The 18,928-nt window shown below is 40.5% G+C and carries 14 protein-coding genes and 9 tRNA genes; 21 read left to right on the forward strand and 2 right to left on the reverse strand.

All coding sequences use genetic code 11. The features are described from left to right. Positions 1-273 precede the first annotated feature (273 nt). The 5 genes from BO222_RS05065 (at position 274) to BO222_RS05085 (ending at position 3,450) form a co-directional block, all read left to right on the forward strand. A tRNA-Met gene (locus tag BO222_RS05065) sits at positions 274-351 on the forward strand. Between the two features lie 3 nt (positions 352-354). Beyond that, positions 355-430 (forward strand) — tRNA-Phe (locus tag BO222_RS05070). 280 nt (positions 431-710) lie between these two features. Next, the gene (locus BO222_RS05075) at positions 711-1,259 is read left to right on the forward strand and encodes a TetR/AcrR family transcriptional regulator (protein ID WP_158024561.1); all 549 of its coding nucleotides are present in this window, start codon (positions 711-713) and stop codon (positions 1,257-1,259) included. 47 nt (positions 1,260-1,306) lie between these two features. Further along, positions 1,307-1,534, forward strand: coding sequence for a hypothetical protein (locus BO222_RS05080; protein ID WP_075818963.1), 228 nt, complete (start codon positions 1,307-1,309; stop codon positions 1,532-1,534). Positions 1,535-1,584: 50 nt separating this feature from the next. After that, complete coding sequence (locus tag BO222_RS05085; RefSeq protein ID WP_430623969.1) at positions 1,585-3,450, forward strand: ABC transporter ATP-binding protein; 1,866 nt, start codon at positions 1,585-1,587, stop codon at positions 3,448-3,450. A 140-nt stretch (positions 3,451-3,590) separates the two neighbouring features. On the opposite strand, the gene BO222_RS05090 is transcribed toward BO222_RS05085, so the two are convergent. Further along, on the reverse strand, positions 3,591-4,424 hold the full coding sequence (locus BO222_RS05090) for a class C sortase (protein ID WP_075818965.1): 834 nt from the start codon (positions 4,422-4,424) through the stop codon (positions 3,591-3,593). 62 nt (positions 4,425-4,486) lie between these two features. Further along, a complete protein-coding gene (locus tag BO222_RS05095; protein ID WP_075818967.1) occupies positions 4,487-6,514 on the reverse strand; it encodes a SpaA isopeptide-forming pilin-related protein in 2,028 nt (675 codons plus the stop codon). 1,622 nt (positions 6,515-8,136) lie between these two features. Between BO222_RS05095 and BO222_RS05100 the strand changes: the two genes are divergently transcribed. The 16 genes from BO222_RS05100 to BO222_RS05175 all read left to right on the forward strand — a co-directional run bounded on the left by BO222_RS05100 (position 8,137) and on the right by BO222_RS05175 (position 18,878). After that, a tRNA-Arg gene (locus BO222_RS05100) sits at positions 8,137-8,213 on the forward strand. 28 nt (positions 8,214-8,241) lie between these two features. Further along, positions 8,242-8,318 (forward strand) — tRNA-Pro (locus BO222_RS05105). Between the two features lie 9 nt (positions 8,319-8,327). Further along, positions 8,328-8,404: transfer RNA gene (locus BO222_RS05110), tRNA-Met, on the forward strand. 8 nt (positions 8,405-8,412) lie between these two features. Further along, a tRNA-Ile gene (locus BO222_RS05115) sits at positions 8,413-8,489 on the forward strand. A gap of 42 nt (positions 8,490-8,531) precedes the next feature. Next, a tRNA-Met gene (locus tag BO222_RS05120) sits at positions 8,532-8,609 on the forward strand. Positions 8,610-8,627: 18 nt separating this feature from the next. Beyond that, a tRNA-Met gene (locus BO222_RS05125) sits at positions 8,628-8,705 on the forward strand. A 4-nt stretch (positions 8,706-8,709) separates the two neighbouring features. After that, positions 8,710-8,785 (forward strand) — tRNA-Phe (locus BO222_RS05130). Between the two features lie 146 nt (positions 8,786-8,931). Then, entirely contained in the window at positions 8,932-10,323 is a 1,392-nt protein-coding gene (locus BO222_RS05135) for a TldD/PmbA family protein (RefSeq protein ID WP_075818969.1), read from the forward strand. Beyond that, a complete protein-coding gene (locus BO222_RS05140) occupies positions 10,316-11,644 on the forward strand; it encodes a TldD/PmbA family protein (protein ID WP_075818971.1) in 1,329 nt (442 codons plus the stop codon). The genes BO222_RS05135 and BO222_RS05140 overlap by 8 nt, the downstream gene beginning before the upstream one ends. A gap of 290 nt (positions 11,645-11,934) precedes the next feature. Next, on the forward strand, positions 11,935-12,711 hold the full coding sequence (locus BO222_RS05145) for an enhanced serine sensitivity protein SseB C-terminal domain-containing protein (RefSeq protein ID WP_075818973.1): 777 nt from the start codon (positions 11,935-11,937) through the stop codon (positions 12,709-12,711). Between the two features lie 530 nt (positions 12,712-13,241). Then, a complete protein-coding gene (locus BO222_RS05150) occupies positions 13,242-14,630 on the forward strand; it encodes a CCA tRNA nucleotidyltransferase (protein ID WP_075818975.1) in 1,389 nt (462 codons plus the stop codon). Continuing rightward, a complete protein-coding gene (rmuC, locus tag BO222_RS05155) occupies positions 14,627-15,589 on the forward strand; it encodes a DNA recombination protein RmuC (RefSeq protein WP_075818977.1) in 963 nt (320 codons plus the stop codon). Before BO222_RS05150 ends, rmuC begins: the two co-directional genes overlap by 4 nt. Further along, complete coding sequence (locus tag BO222_RS05160; protein WP_075818979.1) at positions 15,586-16,569, forward strand: macro domain-containing protein; 984 nt, start codon at positions 15,586-15,588, stop codon at positions 16,567-16,569. Before rmuC ends, BO222_RS05160 begins: the two co-directional genes overlap by 4 nt. 63 nt (positions 16,570-16,632) lie before the next feature. Then, positions 16,633-17,226, forward strand: coding sequence for a class I SAM-dependent methyltransferase (locus tag BO222_RS05165; protein ID WP_075818981.1), 594 nt, complete (start codon positions 16,633-16,635; stop codon positions 17,224-17,226). Positions 17,227-17,459: 233 nt separating this feature from the next. Continuing rightward, positions 17,460-18,086: a glucose-6-phosphate isomerase family protein gene (locus BO222_RS05170; RefSeq protein WP_075818983.1), complete on the forward strand. Its 627-nt coding sequence runs from the start codon at positions 17,460-17,462 to the stop codon at positions 18,084-18,086. A 231-nt stretch (positions 18,087-18,317) separates the two neighbouring features. Then, on the forward strand, positions 18,318-18,878 hold the full coding sequence (locus BO222_RS05175; RefSeq protein ID WP_075818984.1) for a histidine phosphatase family protein: 561 nt from the start codon (positions 18,318-18,320) through the stop codon (positions 18,876-18,878). The last annotated feature ends 50 nt before the right edge of the window (positions 18,879-18,928 follow it).

Here is an 18,928-nt window from a genome sequence, read left to right on the forward strand (position 1 = left end):
TATCGTATTCGTGAGGCTTGAAGCCGAAAAATGGCTGATTCCAGATAAAAATTTCTGGTAGATTCTGAACACCACGATGAAGTGCGGAGCAATTCGCGCTTCTATCTGCTTAACTTAATGACATTGGTTTCTTTATTAATCTTTGTACTCAAATCGTAAATATAAACAGAAAACCGATTTGATCATTCTCTTTGTAAAATCTATTTTTCAAGGTTGACATTCGAAGCTGGATCGGCCATAATCATGTTTGCCTGATCCATCAAGTAAACACATCGCGGAGTAGAGCAGTCTGGTTAGCTCGTCGGGCTCATAACCCGGAGGTCGTTGGTTCAAATCCTTCCTCCGCAACCATGTGGTCTCTTAGCTCAGTTGGTAGAGCAAAGGACTGAAAATCCTTGTGTCGTTGGTTCGATTCCGACAGAGACCACCACTTTGAACAATCCACCTGCTAAGCAGGTGTTTTTTTTACTTTGTCCATTCCGAAAAAAAAGCTGATTTTGTTTCATGTAATTTGATAAACAAGTTTCTGGGAAATACAGAGACAAATCAAACGGTTAAAAATGATTTCGAACCTGTAAAATACTCTTTAAATTTTGTAGCTTGCTTTCAAAAGTGCTAAATTTGATTTAGACATAGTAAACTAAGAACAGCAGAAAGTAAGAGACAGGTGATCGAACTTTCTTTTAGACATGAAAGATTTGGTGACAGCAATGAATACAAAATACAATCAGCGATTTATAGAGACAGAAAACCGAATTCTCAACGTAACTGAAAAACTGGTTGCGACTCTTGGGGTTCCCAATACTAGTGTTTCAGAGATCTGTCGTCAGGCTGGTATTAATCGGAAGAGTTTTTATCTTCACTATCCGGATGTTGAATCTGTTCTGATAAAAATTGAATCAATAAAAGGACAATGGATCCAGGAACAGCTTTTTGCCCAGGAAGTGACAGATCTTAAAACCATGCTTTCCCGGTTGTTTGAACTGTTTGAAAAACACAAGGCGTTTTACAGACCATATCTCTGTAATCGTTGTCCCCAGCTGTTTTTGATCCCGGTTATCGAAGAAATCTGGATATCGAAAAACGGTTGTCTGCTGCCAAAATGCAAATACTACGAAGAGACAGACAGAAGTTATCATGAGCTGTTCTTCAAAAGTGGATTCACTGCCATTCTTACCCATTGGATGGAGCGGGATTGTGCTGAACCGGCTGACTTGTTAGCTGATGTTGTAATTAGGGAATATCAGGCAAATTTCTAAGACCGTTGTTGTTCCTTTGATATTGTGAAATTATTGAGGTGTATAACATGTCCAAGAAAATCCCTGATCGCTTTCTGATTGACCAGTTTCTGGATAATCCGGAAATTCGTAAACTGATGCTAAAAGCGCAAAATCCTGAAGAGATGATGAAAATATTTGAATCAAGGAATATCTCATTTTCCGTTCCTGATGAAGATGAAGTTTTTGAATATGTAAAGGATATTCTGAATGATCCTGAAGTGCAGAATCATCCAGACGACAGACTTCATATTTGAGCTTTTATCTAAATTTCATAACAAACTATTCATAATGAAGAGACCATCGGATGATTCTGATGGTTTTTTTGTCTTTTCAGAAATCAGTCTCTGCAATCAATCTGGTTCAAATGGTTCAGACAAAATCATTGACATTCATGCCACAGGTAGCTATTTTGTGTTTTATGAAAACTTTGAAATATTTTATCAGCTACTATCGGCCATATCGAAGCATGTTCTTTATGGATCTGTTCTGTGCTTCGATTATCTCTCTGGTTGATATAGCCTATCCCCTGATATTTAACTTTTGTGTAAGCGGACTTCTGGTTACGCTGCAGCCGGATACGATGCAAAAAGTGCTGCTGATTTCGGCAGGAATGATTCTTCTCTATATTATTCGTTCAGCCTGTCGATGGTATGTGACTGGGCAGGGACATATCATGGGCGCGTTAATGGAAAGTGATATGCGGCAGGATCTTTTTGACAAGTTTCAACAGCTTTCCTTTTCCTGGTTTGATACTCATAACACGGGAGAGCTGATGAGCAGGATGGTGTCAGATCTCTTTGATATATCCGAACTGGCCCATCATGGTCCTGAAAATCTATTCATCTCCCTGATCAAGATTATCGGATCCTTTTCGATCATGATGGTAATCAACTGGAAGCTGGGCCTTGTTCTGCTTCTTATAACGATTATCATGCTTCTGTTTTCATGGAAGCAGAATGCAAGAATGGAAGAAACCTTTACAGATAACCGAAAGAAGATTGCTGGCATTAACGCTTCGCTGCAAAATTCTTTAGGCGGAATTCGAGTCGTTCAGTCATTTGCTAATGAAGATCTTGAAGCCAGAAAATTTGATTCTTCCAACCAGGCTTATCTGCGTTCAAAAAAGAACAACTATCATGCGATGGCTGCATACTATACTGGGAACCATTTCTTTCAGGGAATGCTTTATGCTGCGATTTTGCTGGCGGGTGGATATCTGGCAGTAAAAGGCGAAATTGAGCCGGCTGTCCTCGCTACATTTGCTTTATATGTCAATGTGTATGTTTCGCCGCTAGAAATCCTGATTGAATTCACTGAAATGTTCCAGAAAGGGTTCTCTGGATTCAGGCGTTTTGAAGCCATCATGGAGCAGAGTGTAGAGATCAAGGATGAACCAGATGCTAAAGATATTGAGAATGTTAAAGGTGATGTTGAATTCGAGAATGTGTCATTTTCATACGGAGAAAATGATCAGAACGTTCTGCAGAATGTTTCCTTTAAAATTCCTGCTGGCCAGTCACTCGCTTTAGTGGGACCTTCAGGTGGAGGCAAAACAACATTATGTTCTTTAATTCCAAGGTTCTATGATCCGGATCAGGGAAAAATTCTGATCGATGGCAAGAACGTCAAAGATCTTACTCTTCGCTCCTTAAGAAAGAATGTCGGCATTGTTCAACAGGATGTCTATCTGTTCGATGGAACCATTGCAGACAACATTCGCTATGGAAGACCGGAAGCCACTGAAGAGGAAATACTGGAAGCCTGCAGGAAAGCAAATCTTCTGGAATTCATTGAAAGTCTTCCTGATGGAATTTACACCGAAATTGGTGAAAGGGGAGCCAGACTTTCAGGCGGACAAAAGCAGCGGATTTCAATCGCCAGAATCTTCCTGAAAGATCCAAGAATTCTGATTCTGGATGAAGCAACTTCTGCTCTTGATAATGAAAGTGAACGGATTGTTCAGGAATCCCTGGATGAATTATCAAAAGGCAGGACCTGCATCAGCATTGCGCATCGTCTTTCAACAATCAAAAATGCGGATGAGATCGCAGTTGTTTCTGAAAATGGTATTCAGGAAAGAGGAACTCATGAAGAGTTGATGAAAAATAATGGCTTGTATGCCAATTACTATCGACTCCAGTTTCGAACCGACTCAAATGATGAATTTTAAGTAGTAAGAAAGGCAGTCTCTGAACTAATTTGATCAGAGACTGCCTTTTGAATATCCTAAATAATTGTACCAAAACAAAGGGAAATGAAATAGAAGCCATAATGGCTTCTTTAAGCGTTTGAATGTTCAAAATATTGAGATCATCCTTCTTCGATTTCTTTATCCTTCCGGATCTTTGTCAGACCGAGCAGTGCAATACAGGCAGAACCGGATAAAAGAATTAGAAATGTCCCGGATTCACTGGATAAACCAGTTTTTGAGCTTTCGGACTTTTTTGGAAGATTATGGTTTCTTTCACCCCGGACAAGGAGCCGATGATCGTTGACGCCTATAGGAGTGCAGGTATAAAGAGTGACGTAATCCTTATCATCAACAATAAAGAGATCTTCATTCTCTTCAGGAAGAGTCACTTTTACAGAGACTACAGTATATTCAAATTCCTTATCAAGAACTCTGATTGTGAACTTATCTCCAACTTCCAGTTTTTCCAGATCGGTAAAAAGTTTGGCTTTAACCAGACCGGAATGAGCGGTGATGATTGCATGAGAACCAGGAGTTCCAGTTGGAAGACTGCTGCCATACCACCATCCTGCCCCGGACTGCAGCTGTGTTTCTTCGGTTCCTTTATAAATAGGGATATTTACGTTGATCTTATCGATTTCAACTGAACCCATCATGTCGGTCCCTTTGGGAGAAAGAAGACTCTTGATCCACTCTTTTTCTTCATCATCAACTTTGAATTGTGAATCCTTGGTCCGTAGATAGTCATTATAAGCTTCGGCGGCTTTCCAGTAGGCGCTGAGATCCTCCTGCTCGGCAGCCAGAGCTGTATAATCCTTTACCTTTCCCTCTAATTGATGACGAATCCAGAGATCGCTAATTGTAGGATAGAGCATGATTCCTAAACCTGTGATCAGCAGAGAAGCGATAATTATATTCGATAGAAGGTTCTTTTTCGTTTTCTTCTTTTTCATCGGTTTACCTAGATCAAATCAAAAATGGAAGACAAGCTTTTGCCTGTCTTCCATCAAACAGACTATTCAGTCCGTCTTCTGCGGCTGATGAAGTAAATAAGTCCAGCAGCAGCAATCACGCCTGCACCTGTCATGTACAGAGTATCAGTACCGGTTCCACCGGTTTCAGGAACGCTTACGTTAGGTACTTCGGTTCCCTTGTAGAAATAAAGTTCTGATTTTTCATCAGTTTCAACTGTCAAATCATTTTCGGTAATTTCAATTTTAATAAAGTCAGAAGAAGCTACATAGCCTTCAGGAGACTTTGTTTCTTTAACATAGTACGTACCAGCTTTAAGAGATACGTCAAACTTAGCGATTCCGTTTTCACCCGAAACAGCGCTTCCTAGTTTAGTAATCTTGTCAGCGGCATATAACTCGAATTCTGCACCAGCTAACACTTTATCAGGATTATCCTGGTCAACCTTCTTCAGGTAAATGCCATAAACGTCTACATCTGGATCATCTGGTTCAGAAGTTCCGTCACCGGTATAAGTTACCCATGCAGTATTGTGATAGCTGCCAGGTTTGATTTCTTCGCTTACAGTTGCAGAATAAGTTACAACAATTTTTTCAGCATTTCTAATATCTTCCAGGTCGATAATTCCAGCTTCATATAGTTTTACTAAATCCATTGAAATATGGAAATCGCATATCTTTTCGTCTTTGCATTCTACATTCTGTTCAATGGTGTAATACTGGTTTGGAACGTCGTTGTTCTTGATTGTAACTTTTACTGAATCATGATTAACCGTTAATCCGTTATCGATATCATCATGAATAACCAGTTTAAATTCTCCGGCTGGTCTAAGAACGTTATCTTCTTTATCTTTAACAGGAAGGTGCTTTCCAAGATAGTCAGGAACGTTTGAAGTTAGGGTGTAGTTAATCGTTTCGCCTGGATTTACGGATTGAACATTGCCATCAATTTTCTTTTCGATGGTTGGGTGGTTCGTTTTTTCACCTGGCTTAGGATCTTCAGGTTGTTCTGGATCTACAACTGGATCGTTTTTTGTCCATGTTGCAGTATAAGTGACGTCTTTGGTTACTCTGTCGGCAACTTCTGGATCCCAACCAGCAAAGGTATAACCTTCACGAACTGGAGCTTCTCCAAACGATGGAGTCTGGTCGTTTTCAGAAACTGTGAAAGTCTTGTCTTCAAAAATTCCTTCATCGGCTACGCCGTCAGTATAGGTAACGGTGAAATTTTCTGGGTTTTTTTGCCAAGTTGCAGTGTAGATAATTTCTCCGTTTTCATTAGCATCATCTGCACTAACTGTTGTGTTTTTAGCAGGATACCATCCCATGAATGTATAGCCATCTCGATCAGTTGAACCTTCAAAGTCTGGGGTCCTTTCTCCTGCTTTAAGACCTTCAGAAGTTTCATCGGGGAAGATGGTTTTTCCAGTTACTCCGTCTGTATAAGTAACGGTGTAAGTTTTAGCTTCTTCTTCTACTGTGACGTTGAATGTATCTTGGTAATGATAAAAGCCCTGCATATCAGGTATTGTTGATGTCCGTCCACAAGTTGGACAATTTACGGATCCTCCATCAGCGTAATAAGAAATTTCATAGTCTAAGGTAACAGTGGTTGTGCCACTTCCGACAGCACTAAAATTATATTCCAGGCATCCTGCATCCTTATATTCTCCACTTTCTGTCCATGTCCCTACAGTAGGTTCTAGGCTTTCAATTACATTCGGATTAGAGAAGGTTGCTCTAACATTTGTATAAGTTTGAGCGTTTATCTTTTCGATAGTATGTTGACATTCCTGTCCGACGTTGGTAACAACAGGCATTGTTCGGTAACTGCCGGACTCCCCAACCTTTACGGAAATTGGATTTCCGCTTTTTTTCACTGGATTGCCCGTGTTGTATAGTTTGTTTTGTGGGGATTCAAAATCCGTATAATTGTTATTTGGGAATAAATAGATCTGGTTTGGAGTTCGTTTGTGAACGGTGTAGGAAGCGGCTAAAGCGCTGCTGCCAACATTGCTCATAATCATCGCACCGGCAAAAAGCACAGCAGTGAACTTATTTGATAATTTCATAAATTTTCCTCTCTAGAAATATCAATAATTTTGAAGATAGAAAAAAATAGGTGATCTATTTGCTGATAAGTTTTGATTTTTTACCTTAATAGTGACTTTTTGTATCAAAAATCAAATAAGTATCAACAATTAGATTCTTTCTTGCTTGAACACTGCTATGATGTAAAAAGCAGTGTTTAAGCTGCCGATCAGCTTCAAGAATTCATCTGTTCAATTTGAAATAAAAACTTGAAGAAGATCGTTACGACGTTGTCTGCATTCCTTTCATAGGAACAGGATTCAAAGTTTATATCGTTCAGTTTTTCTTCTCGGCCAAAAGTAGAATGGATTGAATGATATGTCTTTGATTCCTAATGCAGACTTTTTTGTTTTTAAGGTTTAGTGAGTATCCTCTCCTTTCGCATGAATTCGAAAAAATCAGTATTTATTTTTTTGACTGGGAAGTCTAAGCAGCAGATAGAGAATTTCAATTTCAAGTGGTTATTGCTTCCTGATGAAAATGCATTATTCTTTGTTTTCTGTAAGATACTGTGTTTATCGAATTCTATTCGATTCATCTGATGGTTCGTGATCCAGATGATGAATCAAATTCGGAAATTTTAATGCACCTGGATTCGCAATCTATATAAGAGAAGAGTGTGAATACTATTCATTAAAATTATTCCGTGCTGTTGTGATCAAGATATCACTACCTATTTGACATATTCAATATATTTTTGATGCTAACGCTAAATTACTTTGGTAAATTTCGTTTTTGTATGAAATATGTTCAAAATTTGGTATAGGAATGACTTTTAAAATTAAATAGTGGTAACAAATTCGATACAATTTCAGAAAATGTAAGTAACAATCGCTTACATAAAACTTATTAGTTGTATCTTTGTGTAAAACGTTATAGTTCTCTTTGGAGATTGTGAAAACGATCAAAGAGCGAGTTTAAGAATCTGTAGATATCGATATATGTTCGATACTGGCTGCGGTTTAGTTGGATTAGAAATTGTAAACAACAGGAAGCTGCTGAGAAGATTTATTAGATCAAAAGAGCGGATAAGAATTTCAGGATATTCTTAAAGTATCTGAAATGTGAAATGGTTGTGAACCGCAAAACATAGAATTATTTCAAAACCTGGAAAGCCGGAAGAAAGAGTTGGATGAAAGACAGGAAAGAGCAAACTGACCTGATTGGTCGAATTGTGGGAGGAAATAAGGAAAAGAGTAATAAGGAATTAATTGAACCTATACTTAATGATGAAACTGAATCTTAATGGAATTATTCAGACGTTCAAAAAAGTGAATCGAACTTTTGAGAAATGAGTTGGAGATGCTTCTATTTGTCTTCTCAAATCTGTCTTTTTAAAATGATCTTTAAGTCCATAACCTTCAACGTCTATTTTTGACAGGCTGCATTCTACTGAATAGCCTGAATTCAGAAATAAAAAAACAGGCAAATTTTAATAATGAATATCAACTGAAGGTTAGAATAAGTCTTGTCGAAATGAATTCCAGGACTTCAAAGATTGGGTTTTGACGAGTCGAAAAATTTTCAAGAAATATTTAAAAAAAATGAATAAAAGACTTGCAGATCGGCTTTGTAACATGGTATATTCATTGAGCAATGAGATGCGCCATTAGCTCAACTGGATAGAGCGTCTGACTACGGATCAGAAGGTTGTGGGTTCGACTCCTGCATGGCGCGCCATTATTTATTAAAATTTATATATTTTTGTCGGGACGTAGCACAGCTTGGTAGTGTACTTGATTTGGGATCAAGGGGTCGCAGGTTCAAATCCTGTCGTCCCGACCATTATTTTTTGGCTAGGTAGCTTAGTTGGCTAGAGCATCCGGTTCATACCCGGAAGGTCGTGAGTTCGAGTCTCACCCTAGCCACCATTTATATTGGACCCTTAGCTCAGTTGGTCAGAGCATCCGGCTCATAACCGGCGGGTCGTAGGTTCGAGCCCTACAGGGTCCACCAATTTTATGGTGATTCTGAGTGTTCAGTTAAACCTATAAATATCGCGGAGTAGAGCAGTCTGGTTAGCTCGTCGGGCTCATAACCCGGAGGTCGTTGGTTCAAATCCTTCCTCCGCAACCATTTTTATTTATTTTATATCGCGGGATAGAGCAGTCTGGTTAGCTCGTCGGGCTCATAACCCGGAGGTCGTTGGTTCAAATCCTTCTCCCGCAACCATTGTGGTCTCTTAGCTCAGTTGGTAGAGCAAAGGACTGAAAATCCTTGTGTCGTTGGTTCGATTCCGACAGAGACCACCACTTTACAAATAACCCTTACAGTCGATGACTGTGAGGTTTTTTTGCGTTTTAGAACTCATTGCATAGTTACTGGCCTTGGCATCACACACAATCTCGGATTTTGATGTCGTTGTAAGTGCTATACTGAAAGATATTGAGGTGAAATAATGCTGAAGAAAAACCAACTGGAAAACCTTCTTTCATATGCTATGAAATCAGAAGCTGATTTTGCAGAAATCTTTGAAGAAGATACCGATCATGAAGGAATTTCCATGCTGAATGAAGATGCAGAAGATATTAACCGTTCTGTTGTTGCAGGAGCGGGAATTCGTTTATACAAAAACCAGGAATCTGTCTACGCCTATACAAACGATTTAAGTGAAGACTCACTATATGCTCTTATTGATGATTTAAGAGAAGCACTGGGCGCTAAATCAGATGGACCAGCTGTTCATCTTGAGGAAGTTGTGATTGAAAATGCTCATCCAATCGAAATTGATCCATTTTCAACTCCTCTTGAAGAAAAGGTCGATCTGATTGTCCGGGCTTCAAAATCCGCAAAAGAAGTGGATGAGAAAATCGTTAAGACCCAGGGTTCGCTCGCAAGTACCAGACAGTATGTTCAGATTGCCAATTCGAATGGACGTCTTGTCAGGGATGTTAGACGCCGCAGCCGTCTGGTTTTACATGCGTTTGCCAGTGATGGAACCCGCATGAAAAACGGTCAGGATTCTCCGGGCGCTTCCAAAGGTCTTGAATACTTTATGAAAGAGCGCACTCCCGAAAGTATCGGTAAAGAAGCCGCTCGACTCGCTTTGGTTTTACTTGATGCCAAGCCTGCACCAAGTGGAAGCATGCCAGTCATTATCGATAATGGTTTTGGAGGAGTCATTTTCCATGAAGCGTGTGGCCATTCTTTAGAGGCAACAGGAGTTGCTAAAAACCAGTCTGTTTTCGCAGGGAAAAAAGGCCAGAAGATCGCCAACGAAAAAGTCTCGGCGGTAGACGATGGAACAATTGCCAACGCCTGGGGAAGTCAGAATGTCGATGATGAGGGAAATCCGCAAAGATTACGTGTTCTGATTAAAGATGGAATATTAAATGAATATATGGTTGACCAGCTTAATGGACGCCGTATGAAGGAAGCTTCAAGCGGATCGGGACGGCGTCAGTCCTATAAATATGAGCCAACCAGCCGTATGAGCAATACTTTCATTTTACCTGGTAAGGATAAAAAGGAAGATATGTTCAAGGATATTAAAAGAGGTCTTTATGCCAAACGAATGGGCGGAGGAAGCGTCAATCCAAATACCGGTGAGTTCAACTTTGGTGTTTTGGAAGGCTATCTGATTGAAGATGGTAAGATCACGGATCCAGTTGAAGGAGCCATGCTGATTGGAAGCGGAGCTGAAATTCTCCAGAAAATTGATATGGTGGCTGATAATCTTGAAAGAGCCCAGGGAATGTGCGGATCGATTTCCGGATCCATTCCAACTGATGTCGGTCAGCCTACGATTCGAGTATCCAGCATTACTGTAGGAGGTACTGCCAATGAATAGAAAACTCTGGTTTGATCAGGCCAAGGAACTTGGCTTTGAAGGATTTGAAATCACTGAGTCTGTTCGTTCAAGCCGTGAAATGGCCTGGTTTGAGTCGAAAATGGACGCTTTTACCACCAGTCGAATGCTTGGAGTCTCCATGCGTGGCCTTGTAAACGGAAAGATCGTTTCAATTTCTCTTGAGAAAGCAGACGATGAAAAGGCCGAAGAAGTTTTATCCTCCATGAAAATGCAGGCTGAGCTTGTATCGGATTCTGAAAAAGATGAACTGATTCCAGTTATTGAAACATCAGAAGAAGCGTCCGGCCGTCAATGGGTAAAGCCCAACATGACTCAGGTTCGGGACCTGCTTTCTTCTCTTGAAAAAAAGCTTGCAAATGCGGATCCAAGAGTGATTCAGGTGAATGCAGTTGAATGGAGCGATACTGAATCGGAAAGTTCACTTCGCAATACACTGGGTGTCAATGTTGGTGATCGGTCCAAATCTCAGCTGGTTTTTGCCCAGGTGACCATGAAAGAAGGGGACGATCTTCGTGATGGTTATAAGGGAGCAATTGTAGAAAATATTGAAACCTTTGATCAGGATGCGTATGTAAAAGATCTGATTGAACAGGTGGCTGGAACCTTAAATGCCCGTTCAATGAAAAGCAAAACCTGCCCGGTTATTTTTGAAAAAGACGCTATGACGACTCTGTTTTCATGCTTTCAGGGTGCATTCTATGGTTCTTCGATCGCCAAGGGCATTTCTCCTTTAACTGGAAAGCTTGGAGAAAAAATCTTCTCTGATCAAATTACGGTGATTGATGACCCAAGAAATCAGGATGCTTTATATCTTTCGAATTATGATGATGAAGGTCATCCAACCTTCACCAAGGTTGTGGTTGATCATGGCGTGTTTGAAATGATTCTTCATAACTCAAGATCTGCTTTGAAAATGAATTCGACAAGCACAGGAAACGGTTTTAAATCCGCTGGCGGTTCGACGGATGTTTCAGCGATGAATCTTTACATTGTTCCTGGTGAGAAATCTCTAAAAAAACTTGAAGAAGAGATGCAGGACGGAGTTGTGATTACAGAACTTGCAGGAATGCATGCTGGAGTAGAATTTGTCAGTGGAAACTTCTCACTGCAGGCCAGGGGCTATCTGGTGGTGAATGGAAAGAAGGTTCGCCCTCTGACTCTGATCACCGTTGCAGGCAATTTCTTTGAACTGATGAATGACGTCGTTGCCGTTGGAAACGATCTGGATTGGTCGTATAAGATGGTCGTTTGTCCTTCGATTCTGTTTGGCTCTGCTGCAATTGCAGGCAGTGAAGAATAAGGATCGGACAGTACAGGACAAAAGAAAATACCCCATCAACCAGATAGGGGACATAAATAAAATGAAATTCAGATTCCAATCAAAAATCGAATGCCGTTGACCTGATCCAAATTCCCTGGATTAAAGCAGCTTCAATGGATTTCAGAATCGGATCAGTGAAAATATGAGAATTATCATATGCTGTTTCTGGTTTAAATTGGATTTGAATTTAATATCGATTTTCATGACATGGATCTGCTTTTGATCTGCTTTTTTGTACCTGATCCATGAACATAGAGGAGATGTTGCTTATGAATAATGAATTTAAAAATACTTCAATGCAGCAGGCAATGAGTCTTCTTCGTGAAGAACAGACTCAGGAAAATATGCTTGCGGCAGCGGAAGCCTTACTGAATACGAAAGTCATGATTCCAGCGCGCTGGGATAAGGAACCACAGACAGATGAAAACGGGCAGCTTAACTTTGCACCGGATACAAAAATTTCTCTGATGGTGATCTCTTCCGATAATGGAATGCGCTTTTTCCCAGCTTTTACTGAAATGGAAGAAGTCAAGAAGTTCTATAAAGACAATCAGGTCACCTGCCTGATTCTGTCTTTGGATCAGTATCTGCCATTCTTAACTTCGGCAAAAGATACCATGACAGGAATTGTGATCGATCCAAAAGGAATCAATATGCCTTTCAAAACAGATTTCCTTGAAGGAATCAGAAAGGCGAATAAACAGCGGCTGGATCAGAACACAATCCACAAAGGTCAGAAGATTCATCTGAAAAACGTTGGAAAAGAAGCTCAGAATCTTGAAGCGGCATTAATTTCGACCGGATTTCATGAACCGGCTATTCGTGCGATCTATTTAAAGGAACGTGTGGATGATCCGATGCATCCAGAAAAAAGTCACTGGTTTATTGTCGTCGATTCTGATCGCCTGGATACGGGTATCTTCAATCGGATTGGTCAGACCTGCCGACCAGCAGCCAATGGCAAGGACATGGAATTCATGTTTGCCGATCAAAAACTTGGTCATGACATCGCTTCTACGTCAACAGCAATTTATACAAGACCATAAACTGATTTTGGATTTGCAGCTTATTTCGGTGCCTGATTACTCTTTGTCAGTTGAGGGAATTAAAGAACTGAAATATAGGACTGGAATACAGAAATGGAATATTCAGGGATTTTACTTTTAAGGATGAAAGTAAAATCCCTTTTTCCTTTTCGGATACCTTATTCTGCCTATTTGAAATCAAAATATATCTTTTGACTTGACTGGACTGCCTGGATATCTGATGTTTACAGGTTTTGTTTAGCCCAGCAAGCTTTTGTATGGATTGAATTCACAAAGAACAAGGATGGATTCGTTGCTAAAATCAGAATTCAAAAAAGGTAGAATAGGATAAGAGGATGACCAAGTCATTCCCGCTCATTCCTGTTAAGGAAAACAGATGGTGCAGGCTGAAGTGATATGAAAGAATTATTTTGAAAATATAAGTAAAAAATATATCCCAAATGGTAAAGAGGTATAAGAAAACAGCTTGTAACCAAAGAAAATATTGAAATATGATTCGTGAATAAGATGGACAGGAAAGGAGGAATTGGATGAAAGAGTTTCAAAAACCAGAATTCAGGATTCCAGAACCAATCATCAAGGTCATGAAAACTCTCGAACAGGCCGGCTATCAGGTCTATCTGGTGGGCGGCTGTGTTCGAGATCTGCTCATGCAAAAAACGCCTCATGATTATGATTTAGCGACTGATGCCAGACCTGAAGAGATTTTAAAACTGTTTGAGCATCATTCAGGGTTTGGTATGAAACATGGAACAATCCTGGTCGTCGAACAGGGAATGCCTGTTGAAATCACAACCTTTCGTAAGGAAGGAAAATATACGGATGGACGGCATCCAGACGAGGTCATTTTTGTAGATCGTATCGAAGAAGATTTAGGCCGCCGGGATTTCACGATCAATGCGATGGCTTATCATCCGGATCAGGGACTGATTGATCCATATGGCGGAAGAAATGATTTAGAAAAGAAATTGATTCGGGCAGTAGGAGATCCGGATCAGCGTTTTCAGGAAGATGCGCTGCGAATGTTAAGAGCATGGCGTTTTGCTTCAACATATGGGTTTGATATTGAACCCGAAACAAGAAAAGCGCTCGATCGAAAAGAAAATATTGCACAGGCAGCTACGATTTCTGCAGAAAGAGTCATGGAAGAATTTACCAAAATTCTTTTGTCTGATCATCCTGAAGTGATCGCCAATATGACATTGCTGATGGAGCCATGGATTCCAGAGCTGAAGATCATGATCGAAACAAAGCAGAATAATGTTCATCATTATACCGATGTTCTTCATCATACCCTGGATGCCCTTAAATATTCCGGAACAAAAGATCCAATGGTCGCTTGGGCTTTGCTTTTGCATGATACTGGAAAGCCAGCCTGTAAAACGAGTGATGAAACAGGAGACCATTTTAAAAAGCATCCAGCTGTTTCACAAAAAATCGCACAAAGAGTTTTGAGAAAACTGCATGCGCCAAAGAAATGGATGCAGGTAATCCCGGCTTTGGTCCTTCGTCATGATGCTTTTTATGCGCCGAATTTAAAGAATATCGTGAAACTGAGAATTACATTAGGCTGGAGTGATGAACAGCTTCATCAGCTTTTTGAAGTCCAGAAAGGAGATATTCTGGCTCATACAACCACAGAAAGAATGGAAATCCTGAATACCTTCATAGAATTCTATGATCAGGAAAAAAATAAGCGGCCATTAAAAGTTTCACAGCTTGAAATCAATGGCAATGGTATTAAGGAACATACCAGCCTGAAGGCAGAACAGATTGGCAGGGCGCTGCATGAATTGTTAATCTATGCGTTCTATCATCCTGAATTCAATCATAAGGAGGATCTGCTTAAAAAACTTCCGGCCATTGAAAAGCAGATCCTGGAAGATGGCACAAAACTGCGAAAGGATGATATTCGATGAGCAGTGCGATGAATACTCTGCTTTTGATCGTAATTTTATTGTTACTGGTGGGTTGTCTGTTTCTTGCTCTAGTTGTATTTCGAATGTCCAACTCAATGAACCGGATGCGGCTGGAAATGCAGGATCAGAAGACTTCGCTTGAGACGATGACTCAGAATCAGTCGCAAAACTCCAAAGCGATGTTTGAAGAGATCAGTTCGCATCTTTCGAGAATGTACGCGCAGCTTGGCTCTGAACACTCTTTGTTATATGGGCTGCAAAATTCAATGAAGGATATCAATTCCGTGATGAGCAATGCCAAAAGGCGCGGCAGTTGGGGAGAATATCAGATGGAAACTCTGATCCGGGTCTATGCCGGTCAGACCCCTTCTTTGTATGAAGCTCAGTTTCGCCTTGACAATGGCAAGATTGCGGATGGAGCTTTTCATCTGCCTCAAAGCGATAAAGTCTTATGCATTGACTCCAAGTTTCCTATGGAAAACTATCTGAACATGGTTCAGGAACCGGAAGATGAAGCATACTACGCCAGAGAACTGCGAAAGAACATCAAAAAGCATATTGAAGATGTCGCATCCAAATACATCAATGATCAGACACTCAACGAAGCCATTCTTTTTATTCCTTCTGAAGCGATCTATCAATACATTTTAGCCGAGCAGCAGGATCTTTTTGAACTGGCTTTATCGAAACATGTTCTGCTTTGTTCACCAACAACTTTATCTGGAATCGTGTTTATTCTGGTTTCGGCAATGAAGGATTACTATCGCTCAAAGAATGCCTCACGTATTGAAAAGGAACTGATTTTGCTGCGTTCTCAGATGGGCAGACTGGAAGATAAGGTAACTAAAGCAAGCCGAAATGCAGCCCTGGTCAGTTCACAGGTTGAAGCCATTGAACAGGGGTGTCATCAGATTTCTGAAGTGTTAAGTCAGCTTGAATCAGCGGGAGACCTTTCATGATTTATGTAATGAAAGGGGACATTACCGGTCTTGATTTTGATCTGATCGTAGATCCGACCAGGCCCAACCTTCTGCCGGGTACTGGAGTCAACCAGGAGATTCATCAAAAAGCCGGCAGAAGACTGCTCAATGAACTGATTGAATATGCTCCGCTTGAAGAAGGAAAGGCGGTCATAACGGACAGCTATGATCTGCCCTGCAAACAAGTCATTCATACCGCCTGTCCGTTATACAGCTTTCATGAAGAGGATGAACAGGAAATCCTGGCTGCGTGTTACTGGAATACAATGGCCATTGCCTATGAAGTGCTCCGTCATCAAAGCAAGCCAAGATTAAATATTGCCTTTCCTGAAATCTCTACAGGCGCTTATGGCTTTCCCAGAGAAGAAGCCTGTCAGATCGCCATCCGAACGATTAAGGAGCTGTTTTCGAAGTATCCAGAAGCTGAAGCCATCGATGTCTGGTTTGTACTTCGGGATGAAGCATCCTACATGCTCTACAAAAAGGAACTCAGGACCGGATCACCAAGACTGAAAGGTATTGCAGGAATTCGAAAACATCTAAGAATGACGGCTATGGCTTCGCAAAGTTCAAAAAAGAAAGATGAAAAAGAAGAACTTGATGAAAACGAAGGACTTAAGGATTTGCTGATTTCTGGACTTCCTTTTTCACCAAAAGACGATCCATCGAATCAGACGAAAAATACCCAAAGGTCAAAGCAGATGAGCAATCCTGTAAAGCCATCTGAATCTTCAGCTTCGAGTAACAAAAGAAGCAATCTGGCTGAGGATAAAGGTGATCCATCCGGAAATGATTTGAATTTGCAGGGAATAAGGCGTTTTGATAATCCTTGTCAATCCATCCTTGCTTTACAGTCACCATTTTTGGATGAAGAAAAAAATTTCAGAGAAAGCCTGGAACAGCTGTTTGCTTCAAGCCGGCCAGATACCGGATTAAAGCAGGACGGTTCTGGCTCATGATACAGATAAAAATAAAACGATAAGAATCAATTGATCACTCAAAAGAAAGCAAGAGGTTTGATTATGAAAAGGATGACAGAGATCGCTCATGACTTTCTAAAGCCTGTTCTGAAAAAAGGTGCAGTTTGCATTGATGCCACCCTTGGGCAGGGAAGCGATACCCGTTTTTTGCTGGAATATCCGGTAGCAAGAGTCTTTGCCTTTGATATTCAACAGGATCTGATTAAAAAGGCAAAAGAGACGATTGATGATCCGAGGTTAATTCTCTGTCCAATTTCTCATGAATATCTCGATCAGGTGAACGATTTAAGCCGGAATCGGCAAAACGTTTCAGCGATCCTCTTTAACTTTGGTTATGATCCTGCAAAAAAAGAAGGAATTATGACGGAGTCTGAATCTTCATTAACGGCTGTGATTAAAGCCGTTTCGATGCTTCGGCTCAAAGGACGGATGGCCGTGGTTTTCTATCCGCATGAAGAAGGAAAAATCGAAAAAGAGAGAATTACAGAGGAGTTATTAAAAGCTGCCAAGGAAGATATTCTGGGTTGTGAAATGATGGAAGTGAGTCGTCCGGATCACGATTCTCCAAGTCTGCTATTGCTCGAGAAAAGACATTCCAGTCTTCTTGATACTTTAAGCAATCCCAACGGGTCATAACAACACCGCTTAGGCCATGATTTCTGCTAACATTGATTCTTCAAAATGATTCAAAATAGAGCAGAACCATTTTTCTGAGAAAAAAGGCAAATTGCAGTAAATGTTTGCTTTCAACAAAGATTTGCCTGTTTTTGAAGGCTTCATTCGATTTTCTGATTATCACTGTTGCACGTTCAATTGAATTGGAATAAAAAAGACAAGAACCGAAATCAAAGCAGGAAGGATGGAAAAATATGAAGCAGGCAGAGCATAAAATTCCAGTAACCAAGGCGCAGCTGCATCAACATTGGCAGCAGCGTATGGAGGGAGATAATCTCACAAATAAAATTGTCCGGATCAAGGATGCAGATTATTTTGATACGACAGATCCCAATTTAGATCCCGAGCAGATCATTTATGAAGTTACATTGAAGGAAAGTTCTCCTGAAACCGGACATCTTCATTGGGGTCACATTATATTAAATCCCGGAAAGATTAATGATGAATATTTCATGACACGCGGTCACTATCATGTCAATGATCATACTGAAGAATATATACTGTGCATGGGCGGATATGGCTTTTTAATGTATCTTGATAAGGATGGCAATTGCTGGTGTGAAGAAATGGAAGAAGGCAGCCTGCACCATATTCCTGCAGGGGTAGGACGTCGAATCATTAATCTGGATGATCAGCCTTTGCATCTTTCATTTTGCGTTCCTGCTGATTCAGGAACCCAGGAATTTGATTTTGAAGGCGGAGTTTTTCCCTGCCGGATCTTTGATGATAATGGTGAGCCAGCGATTCGTGTAGATCTTCCGCCTGTCAATGATGGGGAAGATGAATCCGCTGCAGAAATTGAAGCTTTATTAAAAATGTAATCTCAAAATCCAGATTTGAATGAATATTACCGAAAAAAACTTCAGCCAGAACAGCTGAGGTTTTTTTGAATTGGAGATCGTTTCAGAGAAAAATAAAAAACATGAGAGAATAAAGGTACTGAAATGTATTAACACCGATATAAATTTCGATAAAAAATGTCTGATTCTGCTGTAAACAACGATTAATAAACAGGCAGACGATCGAATAGAGCGGTATATCAAGGAGACAGAATGAATAAAACAATTTATCTTGTCCGTCATGGACAGACAAGATTTAACCTGGAAGGCAGACTGCAGGGGCAGGCGGATTCAGAACTTACCCCAGAAGGGTTAAGACAGACAGAAAAGCTGAAGGAGATGCTTAAAGAAAAGGGACTTCGTTTCAATCAGGCCTATACGAGTGATTTAGGCCGGGCAGTGGAAACGCTCAAAAGAATTACCGATGATTCGGTCAAAAAATATACGGTTCCGGGACTTCGGGAAGTCAGCTTTGGCGACCTGGATGGTCAGTTGAAAACTCAGTTTCCATCGGATCAGGACTGGGAAGAAGTTTATGCGGATTATCATGCGGAAAGTTTTGATGGCGCAGTCGATCGAATGATTGAAGCTTTGGTATCTTTAGCAATCAATGATCCGGATGATCAGATTCTTGCGGTTTCTCATTCGGGAGTGATCGCCGGAATGCTTGAAAAGATGGGCCTGGAGCTGACAGGTCCGATTCCAAACGGTTCAGTGTGGGTGCTTGAACTCAATGATCAGGGACTTCGTTTAAAAGATTATTTCTGTATATAGGGTTTAAAAATACAACAGCCTGATTTATCCTTGCTTGAAAGGACGATTCA

The sequence above is a fragment of the Ileibacterium valens genome, assembly GCF_001945525.1.
Taxonomy (GTDB): domain Bacteria; phylum Bacillota_I; class Bacilli_A; order Erysipelotrichales; family Erysipelotrichaceae; genus Ileibacterium; species Ileibacterium valens.